Annotated in this window: 24 protein-coding genes; 13 read left to right on the top strand and 11 right to left on the bottom strand. The window is 63.5% G+C overall.

The features are described from left to right. Positions 1-4: 4 nt before the first annotated feature. The 3 genes from GC162_06615 to GC162_06605 all read right to left on the bottom strand — a co-directional run bounded on the left by GC162_06615 (position 5) and on the right by GC162_06605 (position 4,472). Complete coding sequence (locus tag GC162_06615; GenBank protein ID MBI1368310.1) at positions 5-1,498, bottom strand: hypothetical protein; 1,494 nt, start codon at positions 1,496-1,498, stop codon at positions 5-7. Positions 1,499-1,887: 389 nt separating this feature from the next. Further along, positions 1,888-3,354, bottom strand: coding sequence for a hypothetical protein (locus GC162_06610; GenBank protein MBI1368309.1), 1,467 nt, complete (start codon positions 3,352-3,354; stop codon positions 1,888-1,890). After that, entirely contained in the window at positions 3,351-4,472 is a 1,122-nt protein-coding gene (locus tag GC162_06605; GenBank protein MBI1368308.1) for a methyltransferase domain-containing protein, read from the bottom strand. Before GC162_06605 ends, GC162_06610 begins: the two co-directional genes overlap by 4 nt. Here GC162_06605 and trpS point away from each other — a divergent pair. Then, the gene (gene trpS, locus GC162_06600) at positions 4,471-5,535 is read left to right on the top strand and encodes a tryptophan--tRNA ligase (protein MBI1368307.1); all 1,065 of its coding nucleotides are present in this window, start codon (positions 4,471-4,473) and stop codon (positions 5,533-5,535) included. The genes GC162_06605 and trpS overlap by 2 nt on opposite strands. 15 nt (positions 5,536-5,550) lie before the next feature. Here the strand turns inward: trpS and GC162_06595 are convergent, their stop codons facing one another. After that, entirely contained in the window at positions 5,551-5,868 is a 318-nt protein-coding gene (locus GC162_06595; protein MBI1368306.1) for a hypothetical protein, read from the bottom strand. A 117-nt stretch (positions 5,869-5,985) separates the two neighbouring features. On the opposite strand from GC162_06595, the gene GC162_06590 reads away from it, so the two are divergent. The 3 genes from GC162_06590 (at position 5,986) to GC162_06580 (ending at position 7,384) form a co-directional block, all read left to right on the top strand. Then, positions 5,986-6,189 carry a hypothetical protein gene (locus tag GC162_06590; protein ID MBI1368305.1) on the top strand — a complete coding sequence of 68 codons (204 nt, stop codon included), beginning with the start codon at positions 5,986-5,988 and terminating at the stop codon, positions 6,187-6,189. 107 nt (positions 6,190-6,296) lie between these two features. Beyond that, a complete protein-coding gene (locus GC162_06585) occupies positions 6,297-6,653 on the top strand; it encodes a hypothetical protein (protein ID MBI1368304.1) in 357 nt (118 codons plus the stop codon). 188 nt (positions 6,654-6,841) lie between these two features. Continuing rightward, positions 6,842-7,384 (top strand): carboxymuconolactone decarboxylase family protein, encoded by a 543-nt coding sequence (locus tag GC162_06580; protein ID MBI1368303.1) that lies wholly within the window; start codon positions 6,842-6,844, stop codon positions 7,382-7,384. Positions 7,385-7,534: 150 nt separating this feature from the next. Here the strand turns inward: GC162_06580 and GC162_06575 are convergent, their stop codons facing one another. After that, positions 7,535-8,185, bottom strand: coding sequence for a hypothetical protein (locus tag GC162_06575; GenBank protein ID MBI1368302.1), 651 nt, complete (start codon positions 8,183-8,185; stop codon positions 7,535-7,537). 383 nt (positions 8,186-8,568) lie between these two features. On the opposite strand from GC162_06575, the gene GC162_06570 reads away from it, so the two are divergent. The 7 genes from GC162_06570 to GC162_06540 all read left to right on the top strand — a co-directional run bounded on the left by GC162_06570 (position 8,569) and on the right by GC162_06540 (position 12,104). Continuing rightward, the gene (locus GC162_06570) at positions 8,569-8,775 is read left to right on the top strand and encodes a hypothetical protein (protein ID MBI1368301.1); all 207 of its coding nucleotides are present in this window, start codon (positions 8,569-8,571) and stop codon (positions 8,773-8,775) included. Positions 8,776-8,782: 7 nt separating this feature from the next. Next, positions 8,783-9,049, top strand: a complete 267-nt coding sequence (locus GC162_06565; protein MBI1368300.1) for a glutaredoxin — start codon at positions 8,783-8,785, stop codon at positions 9,047-9,049. Then, positions 9,009-9,677 carry an RluA family pseudouridine synthase gene (locus GC162_06560; GenBank protein MBI1368299.1) on the top strand — a complete coding sequence of 223 codons (669 nt, stop codon included), beginning with the start codon at positions 9,009-9,011 and terminating at the stop codon, positions 9,675-9,677. The genes GC162_06565 and GC162_06560 overlap by 41 nt, the downstream gene beginning before the upstream one ends. A gap of 18 nt (positions 9,678-9,695) precedes the next feature. Beyond that, complete coding sequence (locus GC162_06555) at positions 9,696-10,502, top strand: rRNA methyltransferase (GenBank protein ID MBI1368298.1); 807 nt, start codon at positions 9,696-9,698, stop codon at positions 10,500-10,502. Positions 10,503-10,525: 23 nt separating this feature from the next. Next, positions 10,526-10,801 (top strand): hypothetical protein, encoded by a 276-nt coding sequence (locus tag GC162_06550; GenBank protein ID MBI1368297.1) that lies wholly within the window; start codon positions 10,526-10,528, stop codon positions 10,799-10,801. A 192-nt stretch (positions 10,802-10,993) separates the two neighbouring features. After that, positions 10,994-11,287, top strand: a complete 294-nt coding sequence (locus GC162_06545) for a hypothetical protein (protein MBI1368296.1) — start codon at positions 10,994-10,996, stop codon at positions 11,285-11,287. Positions 11,288-11,537: 250 nt separating this feature from the next. After that, positions 11,538-12,104 (top strand): hypothetical protein, encoded by a 567-nt coding sequence (locus tag GC162_06540; GenBank protein ID MBI1368295.1) that lies wholly within the window; start codon positions 11,538-11,540, stop codon positions 12,102-12,104. Between the two features lie 12 nt (positions 12,105-12,116). On the opposite strand, the gene gor is transcribed toward GC162_06540, so the two are convergent. The 3 genes from gor to GC162_06525 form a co-directional block, all read right to left on the bottom strand. Next, entirely contained in the window at positions 12,117-13,469 is a 1,353-nt protein-coding gene (gor, locus tag GC162_06535; GenBank protein ID MBI1368294.1) for a glutathione-disulfide reductase, read from the bottom strand. Between the two features lie 94 nt (positions 13,470-13,563). Beyond that, entirely contained in the window at positions 13,564-14,250 is a 687-nt protein-coding gene (locus GC162_06530; GenBank protein MBI1368293.1) for a methyltransferase domain-containing protein, read from the bottom strand. A 47-nt stretch (positions 14,251-14,297) separates the two neighbouring features. Then, positions 14,298-15,866 carry a hypothetical protein gene (locus tag GC162_06525; GenBank protein ID MBI1368292.1) on the bottom strand — a complete coding sequence of 523 codons (1,569 nt, stop codon included), beginning with the start codon at positions 15,864-15,866 and terminating at the stop codon, positions 14,298-14,300. On the opposite strand from GC162_06525, the gene GC162_06520 reads away from it, so the two are divergent. Next, positions 15,832-16,638, top strand: coding sequence for a DUF1080 domain-containing protein (locus GC162_06520; GenBank protein MBI1368291.1), 807 nt, complete (start codon positions 15,832-15,834; stop codon positions 16,636-16,638). The two genes, GC162_06525 and GC162_06520, sit on opposite strands and share 35 nt — an antisense overlap. A gap of 92 nt (positions 16,639-16,730) precedes the next feature. After that, complete coding sequence (locus GC162_06515; GenBank protein ID MBI1368290.1) at positions 16,731-18,143, top strand: sulfatase-like hydrolase/transferase; 1,413 nt, start codon at positions 16,731-16,733, stop codon at positions 18,141-18,143. Positions 18,144-18,150: 7 nt separating this feature from the next. Here GC162_06515 and queF read toward each other — a convergent pair whose 3' ends face one another. From queF to GC162_06500, 3 genes are all read right to left on the bottom strand, one after another. Beyond that, positions 18,151-18,507, bottom strand: coding sequence for an NADPH-dependent 7-cyano-7-deazaguanine reductase QueF (gene queF, locus GC162_06510; GenBank protein MBI1368289.1), 357 nt, complete (start codon positions 18,505-18,507; stop codon positions 18,151-18,153). 100 nt (positions 18,508-18,607) lie between these two features. Further along, positions 18,608-19,633 carry a tetratricopeptide repeat protein gene (locus GC162_06505; GenBank protein ID MBI1368288.1) on the bottom strand — a complete coding sequence of 342 codons (1,026 nt, stop codon included), beginning with the start codon at positions 19,631-19,633 and terminating at the stop codon, positions 18,608-18,610. Positions 19,634-19,654: 21 nt separating this feature from the next. Then, complete coding sequence (locus GC162_06500) at positions 19,655-21,652, bottom strand: hypothetical protein (protein MBI1368287.1); 1,998 nt, start codon at positions 21,650-21,652, stop codon at positions 19,655-19,657. Positions 21,653-21,709 lie beyond the last annotated feature (57 nt).

Genomic DNA, 21,709 nt, shown 5'->3' with positions numbered 1-21,709 from the left:
CGCTTCAGCGCGGCGGGCTCCGTTCCGCATGAAACAACCCGATCCGCCCGACTTCGCCCGTCGGGCCGGACGGCACGTCGCCCGACACGAGTACTGGCTGCTCGCCCTCTTTCACCGGCCGGATGATCCACTTCGCCGCCGCGATCTGTGCCGGTGTCGCGTCGTCCGCGCCGCGGGCAACGTGAAGCAACAGCGGGATTGGCAGATTGCGCGCGCGAATATCGACAAACGCGATCGCCTCGCCGTGCGTCAGATACTCAGCCCGCCGGGCGAATTCATACACGTTCTCGCCGTAGCGCTGCTTCGCCGCGGCGGAGTTGGTGAGCTGATGCACGCAAAGCGCGCCGAGCATGATCATCGCCAGCCCGACCCCGCGACCCACCGTCAAGCCCCATGCCCACGTCACCGTCACGAGCCCGTACGCCGCGAGCAGCGCCATCGCCGGATAGATCGGCGTCACATGATCCGCCCGACGCGCCGGCACCACGATGAAAAACGCCGTCACCACCAACACCCACATCACCACCGGCCCCATCGCGCTCCGCCTCCAACGCCGCTCCGCCCCTTCAAATAAATACACCAACCCCAACACCGCGATCACCGACCACGGCGCCATCCGCGTCACGACAAAAAACGGCCCGCGCCACGCCGATTTGATCATGTCGATAAACCCATGGTCCCCGACACGCTCGACCACCTGCCGCCCGATCAGATACTTCACGAAAAACTCGGGATTCTCCAAATACGCCGGCGCCACCCACACCAGAAAAATCCCCAGCATCAGCGGCACGCCCCACCACCAACCCGTCCGCCTCATCGCGCTGAACCGGCCATGCAGCAACTTCGCCGACGCGATGAGAAACAGAAAGATCAACAGCACCAACGTCCCCTTCGCCAGCGCCGCCCCCCCCGCAAACAACCAACACGCCAGCGCCCACTTCCGACTCCCTCTCCCTTCGGGAGAGGGCTGGGGTGAGGGTGGATCCGAAGTATGGCTCGCTTCGTTTTGAGAATCGCCTTCCTCCGCCAGCGCCATCGCCCCGCAAACCCACGCCCCCGTCAGACAAGCCGTGAGGAGCAGATCCGTGCGCCCCAGATAAATCATCTTCAGTTGCCCCGGGCAGCAAAGCCACAGCAACCCCGCGGCAAACCCCAGAGCCGTGCGATCCTCGATCGAGGGAACCATTTCCGGGGGAATCATCCGTCGCGCCGCGATGACCAGCAGCACCAGAATCGTCACCGCACTCAAAATCGACGGCAGCTTGAACGCCCATTCATGCCAGCCAAACGCGCTGACGGCCGCCGCGCCGATCCAGTTGTAAAGCACCGGCTTCGTCGCCGGGATGCCGTCGCCATCCAGCGGCAAAAACCACCGCCCGTTCAGCAGCATGTCCGCCGTGTACGAAAGCGTCCGCGGCTGCTCTTCATCATAAATGTCACTCGGACCACAAATGCGCACGGCGAGCATCGCCAGCGCTGCGATGATCAGCAGAATCATGATCGCGCGTGGACTCGGTATCCCCCTCCCTTGAAGGGAGGGGCTGGGGGAGGGATTTCCAATTGTCGACACTTCATCACTCAACGGGCGCGCTCCGGGCCTTGTCCCCCTCCCTCCGAGGGAGGGGCTAGGGGAGGGTGAATCGTATCAGTTCGAAACGGCTCCGCATCGAAGCGGGCGCGGCCTTGGGCGGATGCGATTCGCCCCCACCCCACCGCCCCCTCGCGGGGGAGGAGTTCGCATTTATCCCTCTCCCTCCGAGGGAGGGGCTAGGGGAGGGTGAATCGTATCAGGTCAATTGCGTTCCGCATCGAAACGGTTGCGGGCGTGTACGGATGTGATTCACGCCCACCCGGTTCGACATCGCTCACCGCAAGCAGCCGTCCCCCTCAAGGGGAAGGGGTTGAATACAGGCCCAACCTTGCTGGTTCGCGGCGGTCGATGACCTGCGGGAGCGGGGCGCTGGTCACGATGGGCGTCAGGTTCGGCGCATCGACGATCGGTTGGATGATCCACTTCGCGCTGGCGCGCTGCTCGTCGGTCGGTTCGCGGCTGGGTTGGTTGCGGGCGAGGTAGGACTGGAGGGGATGGTAGCCGGTGTGGATGAAGGCGATGGACTCATCGGGGGCGACGTGCTGGCGGACTTCTAACGCGAAATTGCGGACGTTGTCGCCGAAGGGTTCGCCGTGTTGCGGGCGGAGGGCCAGGTCGTTGACGGCGGAGCCGAGGCAGATGGCCAGCCCGACGCAACCGGCGAGGACGGCGGCGGCGGGTCGGGCTTTGCCCAGTTCGATGACGCAGAACCATGCGGCGACGATGGCGGCGGGGGCGAAGGCGGGGATGAGATAGTCATCACGCTTCAGCGATGGCACCAGATAGAAAATCAATACAAGAAAGACCCACAGAATGGCCGGGCCCATCGGGTGCCGCATCCAGCGGGCGGGCTTGATGTGCACCAGCGCCCAGATGAACAGCACCGCCCACACGGCGAAGCGGGCGAGGAAGTAGAAGGGGTTTTGCCAGAGCGTGAGGATGAAGTTGAGCCAGTAGGGATTGCCGGATTGCTGGTTGGTGAGTCGGACGTATTCGATGTTGGCGAGCGTCTGGCCGAAGCCGGCGGGGATGGTCAAGTAAGCGGGGAGTCCCCAGAGGGCGAAGATGCCCACGGCCAGGGGCAGGCCCCAAAGGATGCCGGTGTCGCGCACGGCTCCGATTCGGCCACGCGTGAGCGGGGCGTTGACGAGAATGAAGATCACCGGCAAAAAGGCGGGCGGCCCTTTCGTCAGTGCAGCCAGTCCCACACAGATCCACAGAAGCAGAGCGATCGCACGCCGGCGATTTGGATTCGGCGGACTTGTGTCATCGCGCGGTTCACTGAGCAGGATCGTCGCCAGCGCCCATGATGCGACGAGGAAGAAGCACAGGAGCATGTCAGGTCGGGCGATGTAGATGAGGCGGATCGTCGAGAAGTTAGCGAGCCATAGGATGCCGGCGAGGAGCGATGCGCACGTGACGATGTATTTGTCACTTGCGGGGGTCATGCGTTTGGCCATGACGATGACGATCAGCGTCGTGGCGAGGCCGGCGAGGAGGGAGGGGAGTTTGAAGGTCCAGTCATCATAGACGCCGGTCGTACCGACGACGGCGGCGTCGAGGTAGTTGTATAGCGGGGGCTTGTAGGTCGGCACGCCCTCCATGTCCAGGGGCCAGAGCCAGCGATGGTTCTGCAACATGTCGACGGTGTAGGCGACGGTGCGGGGCTGATCTTTGGTGTTCAGGTCGCTTGGGCCGAGGATTCGCAGCGTGACCGTGGTCAGCGCGACCGCCGCCAGGAGCCAGCCCATCGCCGCTTTCATTTGCTCGCCCCGGGCAGCTTGGATTTGACCGCCCACATGGTTTCGTAGAACCACATCGAGAAGCTGAAGCACTTGTTGAAGAGCCAGGCGTTCTTCTTCATCGCGCGAATATGCTCGGCGGTGGCGGCATCCTCGGCGGGGTCCGGCTCAACGGTGACGCGCTCGCCGACCGGCGCGCCGGCGAAGACGGCGCGGATGCAGCTCGGCAGTTTCGGCGGCTTGTGAATCTCGATCTGCGTGGTGTGCAGGCCGGCCTTCTCAGCGGTGCGGGCGAGCGTCGCGCGCGAGAAGTGGTAAATGTGCGCGATGTGCAGATCGGCGAGCCAGTGATACTTGGTCACATCGGGCACGTCGATGAACAGCCGGCCGGTCGGCTTGAGGTAGGTCGCCAGCTCGGCCATGAACTTGGGCGGATCGGGAACGTGCTCGAGGACGTGACTCAGGATGACCAGGTCATACGTCGGCCCGGCTTCGCCCTCGGGTAGTTCATCGAGCACCGGATAGATCGGCACTTGGGCGTATGTGCGGGCGAAGTCGGCGAAGGGCTTGTACATCTCGACGCCGACGGCATGGATATCGGGGCGGGTCACATGAATCTGTCGAAGGATGGACCCTTCGCCGCAGCCCACGTCCAGGACGCGGGCGTTTTGCGGGAGCAGGCCGGCGGACTGAAGGAAGCGGACGGTGTGGGCCGCGCGTGCGTCGAGGGAGTAGCGTCGGATGTACGAAAGGTCGGGGTGCTCGAGTTTGCGGTAGTACTTGCGGTAGTGGTGGTGGTAGAACTCGTTGAGCGTCTCGGTGGTCGGCAGGGGATTGGTCATGATCAGACCGCAGCCGTCGCAGCGCGAGGTGGACAGGCCCATGAGATAGCGATCGGTGTCGCAGAGCGTGGTGAACTGCGTCGAGGCGCAGATGGGGCAGGGGACGGGCTCTTTGGGGAGGTTGCGATAGTCGAACGATGCGGTCATTGCGTATCTCAGTTGGGGCCGAAATCGTAGACGGATACGGGCGCGGTCGCAAATCGGCGGGTCGAATCGCCAGTTTAGCGACGCCGCGTGCGGCGTGCGTGGGGCTCGCATGGCGTCACGTGCGATTTTTCCGCATAATACCCGTCCCATGACTTTGACGAGCGACAAACCGCGTGTGCTGACGGGCGATACGCCCACGGCTTCGTTGCATCTGGGCCATTATGTGGGCTCGATCGAGAATCGACTGGCGATGCAGGAGCTGTACGAGAGCTATTTTTTCGTGGCGAACCTGCACGCGCTGACGACGCGCGTCGAGGACACGGTCGGCATCCGAGCGGCGACGATCAGCATCGTCAAAGACTGGCTCGCCTGCGGGATCGACCCGAAGAAGGCGACGCTGTTCGTGCAGTCGGAGATTCCGGCGGTGGCGGAGCTGACATGGTATTTCGCCATGCTGCTCGGGTACGGCCGGCTGATGAAGAACCCGACCATCAAGGACGAAATCCGCGTCAAGAACCTCGGCGACAACTACTCGTTCGGATTTCTGATGTACCCCGTCGGCCAGATCGCGGACATTCTGGCGTTTCGGCCGGCGTTCGTGCCGGTGGGTGAGGATCAGATTCCGCACATCGAGATGACGCGCGAAGTCGCTCGGAAATTCGATCAGCTTTACTGCGGAGTCGATCCCCATGCCGCCGACGCGGACTACGCAAAGCTCGGCGGCGTGTTTCCGATTCCCGAAGCCAAGACCGGCCGCATCGCCCGGCTGACGGGCATCGATGGCAAGAACAAGATGAGCAAGTCGCTCGATAACGCCATCTTTTTGAGCGACGATCCGAAGACCGTGCAGAAGAAGTGCAACAAGATCTTCACGGGGCGCGGGTCGATGGACGATCCGCCGGTTCTGGAAAACAACACGATCATCGAATACCTGACGGCTTTCGAGAAGGACCCCCGGAAGGTGGAGGCGTTGATCGCCGAGTACGCCGCCGGGAAGATCGGCGACGGGCACCTTAAGAAGGAAGTCTCCGCGGCGATCAATCTGTTTCTCGAACCGGTGCGCGAGCGGCACGCCAAGTTCAGCGATGATGATGTGATTGATATTCTCAAGGACGGCTGCGCCCGGGCGAATGCCACGGCCGAGGCGACCTTGTGGCAGGCGAAGCAGGCGGCGAAGTTCGACTTTTTCGAGCGGAAGATCACGCTGGGTTAAGCGCGGATCGTAGCGTCATTTCTCATCGCTCTTTTTCTTGAGCAGTTCGCCGGCCTTTTCCTTGACGGCGTCGAGGATCGACTGGCCGGCGGTTTTGAGGACGAGGTCTTCGTGGTCGTTGTCGATGAGGGCCTGGGTCAGCGCTTCGTGTTTCTTAAAGTCGTCGGGGGTCCAGTCCTTGATGTCCACATAGGTGTCGGTCAGCGTCATCGTGGCTTTGGGGACGATGAGGCGTTTGTCGGCGGTGACGACGATGTAGTGGCCCAGGGCCCAGTACATGGCGGCGGCGCCGAGGGCGAGGAGGATGACGGTGCTGACGAGTTTGCGGATCATGCGGGCATGATAGGGGTAAAAGCGGGGACAGGGGAAGGGGGCGGGTGATTCGGCGAGGCGTTTGCGCCGATGAATGTCGAAGATCGCGGCCCCGCCGGACCGCCGGGAGGACTCGCCATGAACTTCGACATGAATTCGATTCTCGTGTCCCTGCTCTTCGGATCGATCGGCATGGGCATGTTCCTCTACGGCAAACAACGCGTCGAACTCAACTACGTCATCATCGGCATCCTGCTGATGGTCTATCCCTACTTCGTGCCGGGGGCGCTATTGATGTTCACCATCGGCTTGGCCCTGACGGCGGTTCCGTTCTTCATTTGATCTCCGGAAAGAGAGCTTTCCATACAAACGCGGGGGCGGCTTCGTCGCACGCCGTGCAATAGGCGGTCCGGTCGTTCGTTCGTACTGGTGAAGGCCGGTGCGGCGGAATGGTTCCGAGGCCCGGTCGGATGAATCCCCCAACAAAAATGAGGTTGGTCATGCGTAACTGGATCATGGCGATTCTGGCGTTGTCGGTCTGCATCGGCGCGGCGAGCACGAGCTTCGCCGGCAACAAGGGCGGCAAGAAGCACAGCCCGGAGGCGATGTTCAAGGACAAGGACACCAACAACGACGGCAAGCTCTCGCTCGACGAATACAAGGCCGGGCTCCCCGCCGACAAGGCCGCCAAGGCGGACAAGGCGTTCAAGAAGATGGACACCGACGGCGACGGCTCCGTGACCCTGACCGAGTTCGAAGCGTTCATGAAGGACCATCACAAGGGCGCCGAGAAGAAGGCCAAATAATCTCCGCTCGACCGCGGATCGGAAGACCCCGGCTCAACCCGGGGTCTTTTTTTTTTGCACTGAGCGTAACCCATTCTGGACACCGGCATCCAAATCATTGTCGGGACTGCTGGCATCGTTGCCCGCGGACCGGGAAACCCGAATCATCCACTCTGGGGCCACCGCTCTTTTCAAGAAGGAGTCCAGCGATGCCTCGTCTCCCCGTCATCGAAGTCGAACAGGCCAACGAGAAGGTTCAGCCCCTTTATGACCTGGCCAAAAAGAAGCTCGGCCGGGTGGTGAATCTGCTCAAGGGCATGGCCAACAGCCCCGTCGCGCTCGATGCGTATCTCCAGTTCGCCGGCACGCTCAAGGCCGGTGCCTTGAACGCCAAAGAGCGCGAGATCGTGCACCTCACGACGGACGTGCTCAACCACTGCGAATACTGCGTCGCCGCTCACTCCGCCGCGGCGAAGGCGGTGGGCTTCACGCCCGACCAGGTCGCCGGCATCCGCAACGGCCAACTCGATGACCCCAAACAGCAGGTGCTCGCCGACTTCACCCGCCGCGTCGTCGAGAGCAAGGGCTACGTCGGCGACGAGGAACTGGCGGCGATGCGCGACGCGGGCTACTCCGATGCGCAGATCACCGAGGTCCCGGCCGTCATCGCGCTGGCGACGTTCACGAACCTGTTCAACCACATTCACCAGACGCCGCTGGATTTCCCGAAGGTCGAACCGGCCCATGCGTGAGCACGCATGTGTAAACCCCTCCCCCAACCCCTCCCTTCACGGGAGGGGGTTTTCAGGTGCATGATGGGGCGGCGCGGCGCGCAAAATGAAAGACCCCCGATGATGGAGTGCATCATCGGGGGCGGGGGGATCAGTAGTTTGTCAAATCCATCATCCGTTGCTGCGGCGGCGACGCAGGACGCCGAGACTCATCAGCGCCAGTCCGGCGGGCAGGGCGGCGGGGGTGGGGACGGGCGTGACGTTGGGGGTCCACGAATCAAGCTGCTTGACCTTGGCCTTCACGTCGGCGCCGTAGCACCAGGAATCGTTGAGGCCGTGCCGTCCCCAGTTGAAGGTCACGTCGTAGAGACGGACTTCGAACTTGACGCCGAGGGCGTCGATGATGACCGGGGCGTCCCACGAGAGACTGCCGTACTGGTAGCTGCCGCTGATGACGCCGACGGTTTCGCCGGTGACGTTGACATCCTGATTGACGGGCAGGTCGAAGTCGAGGGTGGCGATGATGTCCTGGGGCGTGGTGTCGGAGCCGTTGACCTGACCTTCGTCGGTCCAGATGCTGAAGAAGTTGAAGCTGTGGTACTGACCGTCGTCGAGGTTGAAGGTGTGCCCGGCAATGTTGAAGAGACTGGTGCTGACGGTCAGGCCGGCGGAGGAGGCGCTGGTGTCGACGTTGGAGCCGGTGCCGATCTGGTAGGTGCGGATGTCGGCTCGTGCGGACGAGGCGGCGAAGGCGAACATCGCGGCGGTGAGGGTGAGAGCGAGGACGTTACGGACGATGGAGGACTTGCGGATCGAGATCATGGGATCTCCCTTTCTTTTCTGCAGCGATACCCTAGAGCGGCCCTCCAGCCGACCAGACCAACGCTTGTGTTTTTGACCGGACCATCCGGCGCTCGTGCTTTTTTCGACGAGGCCCGTTGCGGGCTCCCGTCCCGTGAACACTCCCATGTTCACGAATCTCGAAAATCACCAAAACAATGCCCGTGCCAGCGAGGCGCGAATCTGGGAAAAAACAGTAAATCGCGATATACCCGTCAAATGCGGGCCAAAATATGATAATTAAAAGTTGATTCAACGGGGCGATCCGTCGCCGGCGCGCCCCATATTGGACCCAGGCCCCGGTGAATCGTGTTCCATATCCGCACAAACCCGCGCGGGCATGGCCGGGGCCTCGCCCGCCTACAATGGGCCTCATGCATCAACGGCTTGTCGAACTCGAATCGAAAATCGCCTACGTGGAGCACACGCTCGACGCGCTCAACGCCATCGTCATCGAGCAGCAGGCGCGGCTCGAGCTCATCGAACAGCAGTTGCACAAGCTTCGCCGCCAGATCGATTCGCCCGCCCAGACGCCGCGACCCGAAGATGAGCCGCCGCCCCCGCATTATTGAGTTGGCCATGAATCCGTCCGATGTGAATTCGCCCGCACTGGCGCTTTACTACAAGCCGACGTGTCCGTATTGCATCCGCGTGCTGGAGGCGCTGGAGGACATGGGCCGCGTGATCGAGTTGCGGAACATCAACGCCGACCGGGCGCATTACTATGATCTGGTGCAGGGCGGAGGCAAAGGTCAGGTGCCGTGCCTGCGCATCGCGTCACCGGACGGGTCCGTGAGCTGGCTCTATGAATCACTCGACATCATCGCCTATCTCCAATCCCACTGAACTGCCGCCGATTCCGATCGTGTATCACGATGCGCAGCTCGTCGTGGCGGACAAGCCCAGCGGGCTCCTCACGCAGCCGGGCCTCGGCCCCGACAAGCTCGATTGCCTTCTGCATCGGCTTCAACATCAGTACGCCGCGGCGCGGATCGTGCACCGTCTCGACCGCGACACATCCGGCCTCATCGTCCTGGCCCTCGACGCCGATACGCACCGATTCCTCAGTCGGCAGTTCCACGACCGGCTCGTCGGCAAGCTCTACGCCGCGCTCGTCGCCGGGGCGGTCGAGGGCGAAGCGGGGCGGATCGATCTGCCCCTCCGCAAGGATTTCGATCACCCGCCGCGCCATTGCGTCGATCGCGTCGCCGGCAAACCCGCCGTGACGGACTGGCATGTGTTGGAGCGCTTCGCCGATCGCACGCGCTTGCAGCTCGAACCGCGCACCGGCCGCTCGCATCAATTGCGCGTGCACCTCATGTCGATCGGTCACCCGATCCTCGGCGACCCGTTGTACGCCCGGCCGGCGGTGCAGGCCCTGTCCCCGCGCCTCGCACTGCACGCTTCGATGCTCGCCTTCCGTCATCCCGCCACCGATCGCGACATGAGCTTCGAGTCCCCGGCGCCGTTTTGAATCGGCTAATCTGTTCCCATGCCGCTCATCGAACTTCGCGACATCCATGACCCGCGCCTCGAGCCGTACGCTTCGCTCAAGGACCGCCGGCTCGCCGAGTCATCGGGCCTGTTCATCGTTGAAAGCAAACGCCTCGTCGAGCGCCTGCTCGCCAGTGCGTTCACGACCGTGTCCGTCCTGTGCGATGACGCCCGGTGTGAGGCGATGGCGCAGCGCGTCCCCGCCGACGTGCCGCTGTATGTGCTGCCGGCGGAGGCCATGACGCAGCTCGCGGGGTTCGCCATTCACACGGGCGTCCTCGCCGTCGCGTGCCGGCCGAAGATGCCGGCGCTTGATGAGTTCATGCAGCAGGCCGGCGAGCCGATGACGCTGCTCATCGCGCCCCGGCTCACGGAGCAGGCGAATCTCGGGGCGATCGTGCGCGTGGCGGCGGCGATGGGTGTGACGGGTCTGTTGCTCGGGCCGACATGCTGCGATCCGTTCTATCGGCGGAGCGTGCGCGTGTCGATGGGCGCGGTGTTTGACCTGCCGATCCTGCGGAGCGGCGACATCGCCGCCGACCTCGCCCGGCTGCGCGGACAATGGGGCATGACGCTCATCGCCGCCACGCTCGACGGCGATCAGCCGCTACAACTGACGACCCGCCCGACGTCGCCCGATCGGCTCGGCCTCGTGCTGGGCCATGAAGTGGACGGCATCAGCACGGAGGTGCTGGCGCTGTGTCAACAGCGCGTGGTGATCCCCATGCAACGCGGGACCGATTCGCTCAACGTCGTGACTGCCTCGGCGGTGTTCTGTTATCAGTTGATTCCGCCTATCATGTGAGCCACGACAGGAGCAGACAGCGCATGGCCAAAGGTCAGGACTATTCCGCCCATCAGAAGAAGATCATCAATCGCTACTACGAGCATCAGGACACGATCGTCCTGACACGCCTGAGCGAAATCGTCAGCGATCTGTACCTGTGCGAGTCGGAAAAGAAGGCGGCGACGCTGTGGAAGCGCGTCGAAGAGGCGCTCGCCAAGACGTCGGCCAATCCGCTGCGCGTCAAAATCCTTTTGCAGAAAAAGAATATCGAAGAATTAGCGCGGCTCGTGAACGAACTGACCGTGCCGGGGAAGTGAATCATGGCTGACCTCAACGAAATCGCGGGCAAATTGCGCGGACTGCTGGCGGAGATGCGCACGTTCGATGATCCCCGCCGTGCATCGGCGCAGTGGAAGTCGGCGTTCAACGAGCTGAAGAAGACCAAGCTTAACGCCAATCACGTCGCCAATGTGATCGCCCGGCGGGACGTCAACGTGTTCGCCGCCCTGATCGACGAACTGGCCGCTCCGCCTTCGCCCCCGGAAGCGGCGACCGATTCGGGCCCGCAGATCGATGACGCCACACTCAAGTCGGCGATGAAAGCTTTCCGCCGCCGGCTCAAGCTCACCAAGCTCGACGATGAATCGCAGCTCACCGTCCGCCCGCTCACCGGCGGCAAGGCGTCGGAGATTTCAAGCATCATCCCCCCCGACCAGTTTCCGCCGGAAGTCTGGATCGAACTCGCCCGTCAAGGCAAACTCCGCGCCACGGGCAAAGGGTTCTACGAATTGACCGAGTCCTGAATATTGTCCGCCCCCCTCTCCCTCCGGGAGAGGGCTGGGGTGAGGGTGGCCACGGAGTAGGGTGCGCTCGAAATCGGAAGCAGTCAGTGATTGAACGCACCCTCACCCGGCCTTCGGGCCGACCTCTCCCGTAGGGAGAGGTGGGAACTTCCGACAACTTTTCCCCATCCCGTGCACATCATCGACTTTGCCGCGCCGCTTGGGTATGCTCGGTCGTTTGTCCACCGTGGCCCCTACGAGGTGAAAAAACATGGCGAGCATCTGGCAGGCCCCCGAGGAAATCCGCAGGCAGGTGAATGAACTCAAGGAGGAGCATCACGTGCATCTGGCGATGGCCGGCGTGTGGGTCCTCTGCTCCGACGGCAAGAGCGTGCGCGACAATCACATCGTCGTGACGCAGACGAAAAAATGCACGCAGACCGAGAAGCTTTCGACGGGCAACGACTTCAAGATCGTGATCATGATGGAGGCATGGGCGACAATGCCCGATGCGGCGCGCGAGATCGCGCTCGACGAGGCGCTTTGCCGCTGCGGCGTGCGGTACGTGCCGCAGACGATGGAGATCAACGGCAAAAAGGAAGTCGTCAAGGACGAACTGGGCCGGGTCGTCTACACGGGCGAAATCGATTATGACAAGGAAGGTAACCCGCGCTGGAAGGTCAATCCGCCGGACGCGGGGCTCTACTACAAGCTGCTTCAGCGCCGCGGCAAGTACAACGAGGAGGCGGACAACGTGACGCGCGCCCTCGCCGACAAACCGCTCAAGAACATCGTCGTCGCTCCCGCGGCCGACATGATCACCAGCGAAATCGCCTGAGGCGGGCGGACTTTAGTCCGCCCGTGTCCGCATCGTGACCAATTCCTCCGCCGAGGTGGGATGCACGCCGATCGTGGCGTCGAACTGCGACTTGGTCGCGCCGCACTGGAGGGCGATGGCGACGCCCTGAATCATCTCCGCCGCGTCGGGGCCCATGATGTGCACGCCCAATACGCGATCCGTCGCCGCATCGACGATGATTTTCATCAGCGTCTTTTCCCGCCGGCCGGCGAGCGCGGACTTGAGCGGATAAAAGCTCGAGCGGTAGACGTTGACATCGTCATACGCCTGCCGGGCGTGCTTTTCGGTCAGCCCGACGGTCGCGATCGGCGGCTGACTGAACACGGCCGTGGGAATGTTGTGATAGTGCATGGCCGTGGGCTGATTACCGAAGAGCGTCTTGGCCACCGCCATGCCTTCCGCCAGCGCGACCGGCGTCAGGTTCATCCGATTCGTCACATCGCCGACCGCATACACGCTGTCGATGTTCGTCTTGGAATGCGCATCGACGCGAATTGCCCCGCGCGGGTCCGCTTCGACGCCCGCCGCCTCGAGGCCCAGATCGCGCGTATACGGCTCGCGCCCGGTGGCGAACAGGACGCAGTCCGTTTCGACGGTCGAGCCATCGGTGAGCGTGACGATGATCGCATCATTGGATTTTTCGAGGCGCGTCACATTCCGATCGAGCCGCAGGTCGATCCCGCGTGCGGCCATCGCCTCGGCAAGCGCTTGCCGCACATCATCATCGAACCCGCGCAGGAACAGCGGGCCGCGATAGGTCTGCGTCACGTGTGCACCCAATCCATGAAAAATCCCGGCGAATTCCACGGCAATGTAGCCCCCGCCGATGATGAGCACGCGCTTGGGCAGCGTCTTTAGGAAGAACGCCTCGTCGGACGTGATGCCCAGCTCGCAGCCGGGGATGTCGGGCACGTGGGGCCGGGAGCCGGCGGCGATCAGGATGTAGCGCGCGGTGAGGGTGCGGTCGTTGATCGCAACGGCGTGCGGATCGATCAGCCGGGCGCGCCCGTGGAGAACTTCGACGTTGCGGTCCTTGAGCAGCTTGTCGTAGACGCCGTTGAGCCGGTCGATCTCGGTGTTTTTGTTGGCGATGAGCGTCGGCCAATCGAACGTCGCGGGCGGGAGGGACCAGCCCAAGCCCTTGGCGTCGCGCATTTCCTCGCTGATGTGCGAGGCGTAGACGAAGAGTTTTTTGGGCACGCAGCCGACGTTCACGCACGTGCCGCCCAAATATCGCTCCTCGGCGATGGCGACGCGCGCGCCGAACTGAGCGGACATGCGTGCGGCGCGCACGCCGCCGCTGCCGGCGCCGATGACGAACATGTCATAGTCGAAGTCGGGCATGATCATCTTTCGATGCGATGGGCGTGCGACGTGTTACCTGAAACGGAATGGAAAGCACGCCGCGAGCGGCGTCGCTAAACGGGGGAGTGCGCGATTATTTGTCTTTGGCGGGTGCGTCGTCGCGTTCGTAAAAGAGCATGTGTTGCCAGGGGAGGTCGTCGAAGGACTCGGCGAGCTTGAATCCGTTGGCGGTCAATTCCTTGTCGACCTGCGCCTTGGACATCTTGTGCAGCGGCTTGATGGGGACTTTCGGATCCTCCGCACGGAACTCGACAAGGACGACGCGGCCGGTGGGTTTGAGCGCCTTGCGTATCGCGGCGAGCATCTGCTGCGGATACGAGATTTCGTGGTAGACATCGACGAGGAGGATCATGTCGCACGAACCATCAGGCAGGCGCGGGTCCATGAGCGTGCCGAGGATGGGCGTGACGTTGGCGATCTTGGCGGCGTCGGCGCGGTCGTTGAGCATCGTGAGCATCTCGGGCTGAATGTCCTCGCCGAAGACGCGCCCAGTCGGCCCGACGGCGGCGGCCATGCGCAGCGTGTGATACCCGTTGCCGCAACCCAGGTCGCAGACCGTTTGGCCCGGCTGGAGCTTGAGCATCCTGAGCATCAGGTCGGTGTTCTCCTCCTGCGCCCGCTCGCCGCGCGTCAACCAGGCCGCGCCCTCCCAGTGCATCGTCTGCGCAATGGTGCGGCCCATGTACTGCGTCAGCGGCGGCGGGAGCGTCGCCTTGTCCTCGCCCATCACCAGCGCGGCGAACACCAAAACAAAAAGCATCGACCATCGACGTGTCATGTCGGGCCTCCTTCTTCAGGATCGAATCATCACGGCCGGCCGGCGGGCTTGGCCGACTTGGCGCGAACGGGTTCGGCGGACGCGGGCGCGGGAGCGGCGCATTCGAGCGTGCAGGCCTCGGCGGCGAGCAACTTGTGATAATGCTCGACGATCTGCGGCGTCGCGATCTTGTCGAGGTTGTGCGCCAGCGCGACCGACTCGCAGGCGTAGCGGAATCGCATGAGCTTGACCTGCTTGCGCTCCAGTTCGTCGCTGCGGTCGTCCAGATCGTTCATCTGGTCCGCGAGCTTCTGCATCTTGTCGTAGTTGGGATGCTTCTCGATGGCGTCGATGATTTTTTCGGTTTCGTCATGCACGATGAAGCAGACCTGCGGGTGCCACGGATTGGAAAGCTCCGGCCAGCGGTCGCGCAGCATGCGGGCGATCGGCTCGCGCAGCCGGTCGTACTGCTTGCGCATGTTGCTCTGGCGCGATTCGTAGCCGGTCCGCTCCGCGCCGATCTCGGTCTCCATGCGCTTGGCGTCCTTGGCCCGATCCTCGCCATTGAGCTTGAGCTGTTTGCTGAGCCCTTCGAGCACCGCGTGTTCGCACGGCGACGCGACGGCGAGCAGGCGGCTGTAGCTTGTCTCGGCGGTGAACAGGTCGTCGACGGGCTTGTCCTTGTCCTTGTTGCTCGTGCGCGAATACTGGCGGATCAGCGCATCGGAGGTTTTCACCGACACGTCGATGCTGTTGGAGGTCAGCAGGGCGTAGGCGTGCGCTTCGTCGAAGCTCACATGCCCGTCATGGTTGTAGTCGGGCTTGTCGACCTTCTGACCCATGCGATTCACGCCCGACAGCGCCGCCCAGAAATAGCTCGAATACTCCTGATAATTCGCCTCGTTGACGTCCGACGTGCAGCCGGCCGCGTAGCGGTCGTACACGGTCGCGAAGAACCCGACGCGATTGCGGTCGGAAAGTCCCTTGGCCGGATCGCCCTCGTTGAAAATCACGTTGGCGAATCCGCCGGAGAAGCACTGCACCATGACCAGGACGACGGGCACGTCGGCGGGAACCTTGTCGAGGCGCTGCGTCAACTCGCGCTCCGTCAGCGCCTGCCCGCCCCACAGGTGCATGATGGTGTTCTGCTGGCCCTTGTCGCGGCTGCCGCCGCCGTGGCCCGTGAAGTAGAGGAAGAAACGGTCGCCGTCTTTGAGTTTGGACGCCTCGTCATCGAAGTAGCGGTCGATGTTTTCGATGCGGCAGGCCTGATGACAATCGGGGATGTCGTGCGAGCGGTATTGGTGGTCCATGCCTTCGGTGGAGCCGAGGATGTCGGCGAGCATGAGATTGATTGGGGGCGCGGCCTGATTGGGATCGGAAAGCTGTAGATCGCGCGCGGGATCGTCGCCGTCGGCGAACATGATGGTGTGCGGCGCCTTGGCGAGGCCGAAGCCCTCGAGTACGTGCTGGAAGTAGATGACGTTGCGTTCGAGCGAGACCTGATTGCCGCGCGGGGCGTAACCCCCGCCGAGCGTCAGGAAATGATCGGACGCCTGCGACACGGAGACGAGGGCAAGCGCGATGCAGCCGGCGAAGCAGGGGAGGCGTGAACGCATGTTGACCTTCCATTGTGGGCGAATTGGCGGGAAATCGTCAGCAATTATAGCGGGCGGTTACAATGGCCGCATGATACGAACCCTCACGCTCGCGGCGTGCATATTCTTCACGGGCTGCTCCGGCGGATCGCCCCCCGCCCCGGCCAGACCGCCGATCATGCCCTTCAACGGCCGCGATACCACCGGCTGGCGCTTCGCCGGGCACGTCAAACGCAATCACTGGACCGTCGGCGCCGCATCGCTCGACCCCGCCGACCCGAAGAAGCTTGTCGCCGCGCCGGGCGGGAGCGACCTCGTCTCGCCCGGCATCGTCGGGGCGAACATCGTGACCGAGCAATCGTTCGGCGACGCCGTGATCGAACTGGACGTCATGATCCCCGCCGAGTCCAACAGCGGGATTTTCGTCATGGGCGAATACGAAGTGCAGGTGCTCGACGACCCGGCGGCGAAGGCGGACGCCCCGACGAACATGGACAGCGGGGCGATCGTCGGCGTGTCGCCGCCGCGCACGCTCGTGCCCCTCAAAGCCGGCGCGTGGCATCATTATGTGATCGACTTCGCCGCCCCGCGCTTCGATGCGGCCGGGAAGAAGATCGCTGAGGCACGCTTCATGCGGATCTCGATCGACGGCCAGGTCGTGCAGGAGAATGTTACGGTCGCCGAGCCGACGCCCAGCAACCTGACAGGCGAGGAACATCCGACGGGCCCGTTGATGTTGCAAGGCGCGGAGGGCCCGGTCGCGTATCGGAATATTGTAGTGACGCCGAGGTGAGCATCATCCGACGGCTCGCTCTTGAAGGGTGAGGAAGGCGCCCGCAATAAGTTTTGAATCGGGTGAGTTGAAGTCAGCATCGGAGGTCATCCATGATGCGAGTCATTGTTCTGGCGGCGGCGCTGGTGGTTTGTGCGGGCAGCGTCGCGCGGGCGGAGGCGAAGAAGCTCAATGTGCTATTGATCATGTCCGACGATCTGAGTTGTCGTCTCGGCAGTTACGGCGGCGAGTTCAAGTCGCCGCAGATCGACAAGCTGGCGGCCCGGGGTGTGCTGTTTGAACATGCGTATTGTCAGTATCCCTTGTGCAACCCGAGCCGGGCGAGTTTCATGGCGGGGCAGCGGCCGGATACGACGCGGATCATCACCAACGGGCCGAACCTGCGCGAGCTGCACCCGGACTGCGTGACGATGGCGCAGCTCTTCAAGGAGAGCGGCTACTTCTCGGCGCGTGTGGGGAAGATTTACCACTACGGTGTGCCGCGCGAGATCGGGACGAACGGGGCGGGGGATGATCCGCAGTCGTGGAACGTGCGGATCAATCCGGCGGGCAAGGATATCGAGGACGAGAACGAAATCATCAACTACATGCCCGGCGCGAAGCCGCCCAAGAAGGGCGAGCGGGCCGACAACCTCGGGGCGGCCCTGTCGTGGCGCGCCGACGACGGCGCGGACACGCTTCAGACGGACGGCAAGGTGGCGGACGAGACGATCAAGCTGCTGCGCGAGCACAAGGACGGGCCGTTTTTTATCGCCTGCGGGTTCTACCGTCCGCATGTGCCGGATGTGATTCCCAAGGGATATCTGGACAATTACCCGATGGATTCGGTGAAGTTGCCGGTGGAGCCGGAGGAGCATTTGAAGAAGATTCCGCCCGCGGCGTTCTTCCGGCGGGAGACGTTCACGAAGATCGATGCGGACAAGCTTCGGACGTTCAAGCGAGCGTATATGTCAGCGGTTTCGTTCATGGATGCGCAGCTCGGGCGGGTCATCGAGGCGGTGGACGAACTGGGGCTGGCGGATAGCACCGTCATCGTCTTCGTGTCCGATCACGGATGGATGCTCGGCGAGCACGGCAGCGAATGGGAGAAACAGCAGCTTTTTGAGATGTCGGCGAAAGTGCCGATGATCATCGTCGCGCCGGGGATGAAGGGCAACGGCTCCAAGAGCGGGCGCGCGGTCGAACTGCTCGATGTTTATCCGACGGTGGCGGATTTGTGCGGCCTGAAGGCGCCGGCGGCGATCGAGGGCGTGAGTCTGCGGCCATTGCTGGCGGACCCCGCGGCGGCGTGGGATCACCCGGCGTACACGCAGGTCAGGCACGGCAAGAACGACGGCCGCAGCGTCCGCACGGAGCGCTACCGCTACACCGAATGGGGCGACGACGGCGACAAAGGCGCGGAGCTGTACGATTACGAAATGGACCCCAACGAGTGGAACAACCTCGCGGACGACCCGGGCTCGAAGGAATTGCGGGAGAAGATGAAGGCGCTACTGCATAAGTGAGGGGCGACTACTTGGGCGGATCGCCGTGCGCAGCGGTGATGATGGATCGGATGCCGCCGCGGCCGCGCCAGTGGGTTTCGAGGACGAGCCAGCGGGGTTTCATCAGGGCGACGAGGTCGTCGCAGATACGGTTTGTCACGGCTTCGTAGAAGATGCCTTCATTGCGGAAGGACTGGTAGTAGAGTTTGAGGGCTTTGAGCTCGACGCAGCGCTTGCGGGGGCAGTAGCGGAGCGTGACGGAGCCGAAGTCGGGGTGACCGGTCTTGGGACAGACGCTGGTGAACTCCTCCGCGATGTGCTCGATGATGTAATCGCGGGTGGGCTGGGGGTTGTCGAAACATTCGAGGAGTTTGGGGTTAGGCATGAGGCAATAGTAAACGCGAAATGCGAATGACGAAAGACGGAGGGGAAGCATGCCGCGAGCGGCGTCGCTAAACGGAGGGCGGGCGGATTCGTTCGGGAGGTTACAACCGGCTGTAGCGGCTGATGAGGTCGAGGATGCGGGGCTGGTCGGGGCTGAGGCGGATGGATTTGCGCCACATGTCGACGGCCCGGTTGCGCAGGGTGATCTGCTTGCGATCGTTCTGGATGTAGGTCGTCATCAAGTTGACGCCCAGGCCGTTGAGCGCGGAAGTGTCGTTTTCGTTTTTGGCCAGGGCCTGTTCGTACGCTTCGGCGCTGCCGGCGTAGTCGTTGGTCTTGTACAGCGCGTAGCCGAGGCGTTCGAAGTATTCGCCCTTGGGGTCCTTGGCGACGATCTTACGGAGGACTTGGACGGCCTTGTCGGCGTGATCGGTCTTGAGCAGGGCGTTGACATAGTTGATGGCGACGGGCGTGGACACATCTTCGTGCTGCATGGCGCTTTCGTACGCCTTCAGTGCCGATTCGTGATCGTCCAGCGCGGAGTAGATCGACCCGAGGTTCACCAGCGCCGGCACGGAATCGGGATTCAACTCCACGGCGCGCTGAGCGTAGGGCAGACCGAGCTGGGGCTGATTGACCTGGAGGTACGCGGTGGCGAGGTTGAGGTTGGCGTCGAAGTTCGACGGATCGATCGACAAGGCGGAGAGGTACGTGCTGATCGCCTCGCGGAGGCGATTGAGCAGGTGATACATCAGGGCGAGCTTGTAATTGGCGTCGAAGTTCTCGGGCGCGATCGCGCGTGCTTTTTCGTACTGCGTCGCCGCCTTGGCGTAGTCGCCGCTGACCTGGTTGACATCGCCCACGCCGATGTACGCATCGGTGTTGCGCGGATCCAGAGCCAGCGCCTGCTCGAAGAGCATCATCGCTTCCTGCAGGTTCCCCGCTTCCTGCGCTGCCTTGGCCTTGGCGGTCAGTTCCGCGGCCTTGTCGGCGTTGCCGTGGTGCGCGGCGCCGGGCGTTGTGGCGCAGCCGGCGAAGAGGCCCAGGGCGCACACGAGCAGCAGCATCTTTATCCATGTGGCGTTACGCATGAGCATCCTCATAGAGTATGGCCGCGGCGCGGGCATGGCAATTCCTTGCGGTCGGACTTACCGGACGCGGTAGAGCGTGATCAAGCCCCAGTCCTTGACGACCGGAAAGACCGTCGCCAGCGACTTCAGTGACTCTATCGACACATTCGGGTCATAGCCGTAATTCCCTTCGCTGGTCCATATATGGATCATGCCCCAATCGACGAGCAGATGCGTATAACCATGCTCGAGCAGCCATTGCCGCGCCCCGTGCACGCCCCCGGCCGTCAGCGCTTCGCCCAGCGGGCTCGCGTCCCAGACGGTGTGATAAGTCAGCGGGCGGGTGATGTAAAAGGGCGTGGCGTAGCCCTCGGCGTAGAGGTTCATGTCGAGATTGAGCGTGTTGATGGCGGCGGTGGGCAATTGCGGTTCGAGGGTCAGATGGACCTCGACGCCGTCGATGAACGCCGGGGCGTCCCCGCCGCGCTCGCCGAGGTAGAGGGCGTACGACAGGGCGGTGACGCCGCACACGCCGACGAGCGCGAGCGTGGTGCAGGTCTTGCCGCGCAGCGACAGGCCGATGAGCATGGCGGCGGGCAGGAGCATCGGGATGGCGAAGCGGCTTTGATGATGGGTCATGAGCACCCAGAACGCCGCCTGCGCCGCGAGCATGATCAGCAGACTGATCGCAACGCCCCGCCGCTCCGCATCGCGCAGCGTCCTCGCGCCGCTGATCAGCGCCGCCGGGAAGATCACGAAGGCGAACTGCTTGTGCCCAAGAATCTCCGGCCCCATCGCCGCGATGGCCTCGCCGAGCGGGACATGCGGCGTGTGCGCGGCGTTCCAGCGGGCCGCCTGCTCGCCGGTCCAGTGCGCGATGCCAAAAAGCTGCGTCAACATCGGGAACACCGGGTTGCCCGTCCAGATCATGTTGCGGATGCACCAGGGCGTCATGACCAGCGCGATCGTCGCGATGAACGCCGCGCACCGTGCAAGCCCCGGCTTCGTTCCGCCGCGCATGTGCATGAGCAAGACCAGCGCGATCGGCGCGGCGATGAAACCCGCCGCGGTGAGCTTCACGAGAATCGCCGCGCCGCAGAGGAAACCGACGACGATGCCCCGGCGGATTTCATCGATCATCGCCGGCGCCGCCTCGCCCGGTCGCAGCACGGCGAGCAGCGCCGCCGCCCCCAGCGCCATCATCGTCTGCTCGTTGTACGCCATCGACCCGGTGACGATGGTCCATGGAATCGCCAGGTAGATCGCCCCGGCCAGTGCGCCCGCCCGGTCGCTGAGGTAGATCGCCACGATGCGTCCGATCGCCACGGCCGCGAGCAGCGCCATCGCCGCGTGCAGCATCTGCGCCGCATAGCTGGCCGCCTGCATCGACCCGTACCAGAGGCCAAGCTGCATGAACGCCGCTTCGAACAGATTGGGCATGTAGGAGTAGACGTTGTGCGTCAGGCCGGTGATGGCGCCGTTTGCGATCCATTCGCGGGGGAGCTGAAGGTGGTAGCTGAGCACATCGTACCCGCCGAATTCGCTGGCCCAGATCCACCCCGGCGCGATGCACGCCGCGCCGAGCAGCAGGGCGACGGCGGGCGCGGCGGTGAGCGTGGGCCAGGGCCAGCTTGGCCAAGTGGACGGGTCGTTCCATCGGCGGCGCTTGGCGGTGAGCGTCTGATACACGATCGCGCCCCAGCCGGGGATCGCCAGCGCGTACGCGCTCGTCGTATTGAGCGCGCCCATTACGCCGACGATCCAGTCGAGCATGCACACCGCCGCGACGCCCATCGCAAGCTGCACCACCATGCCCACGCCGCACGACTCGCCGCGCGCGCCAGTGATGACCCGTCGCACGAGCCAGCCCCAGCCCGCCGCCATGATCAGCCACGCCCCGACCGCCAGCGCCGATTCGATGAGCACGACGAGAAGGGCGGCGAAGCGCGCCGCCAGCGGGTCGAGCCCCTGACTCACCACGATGAGGCCGAGCACGAACAGCCCGACTGCCGCCGCCGCCGGCAGGCGATGCCGCAGCGCCGATCGCGGAGGTTCAAATGCAGCCCGGGTCGCCATAATTGAAAACTCGAAACTCGAAACTCGAAACTCGAAACTCGAAACTCGAAACTCGAA

Source organism: Planctomycetota bacterium, assembly GCA_016125255.1.
Lineage (GTDB): Bacteria > Planctomycetota > Phycisphaerae > Phycisphaerales > Zrk34 > RI-421.
The sequence above is the reverse complement of the archived record's forward strand: the minus strand, read 5'-3'. Positions and strand labels throughout refer to the sequence as shown.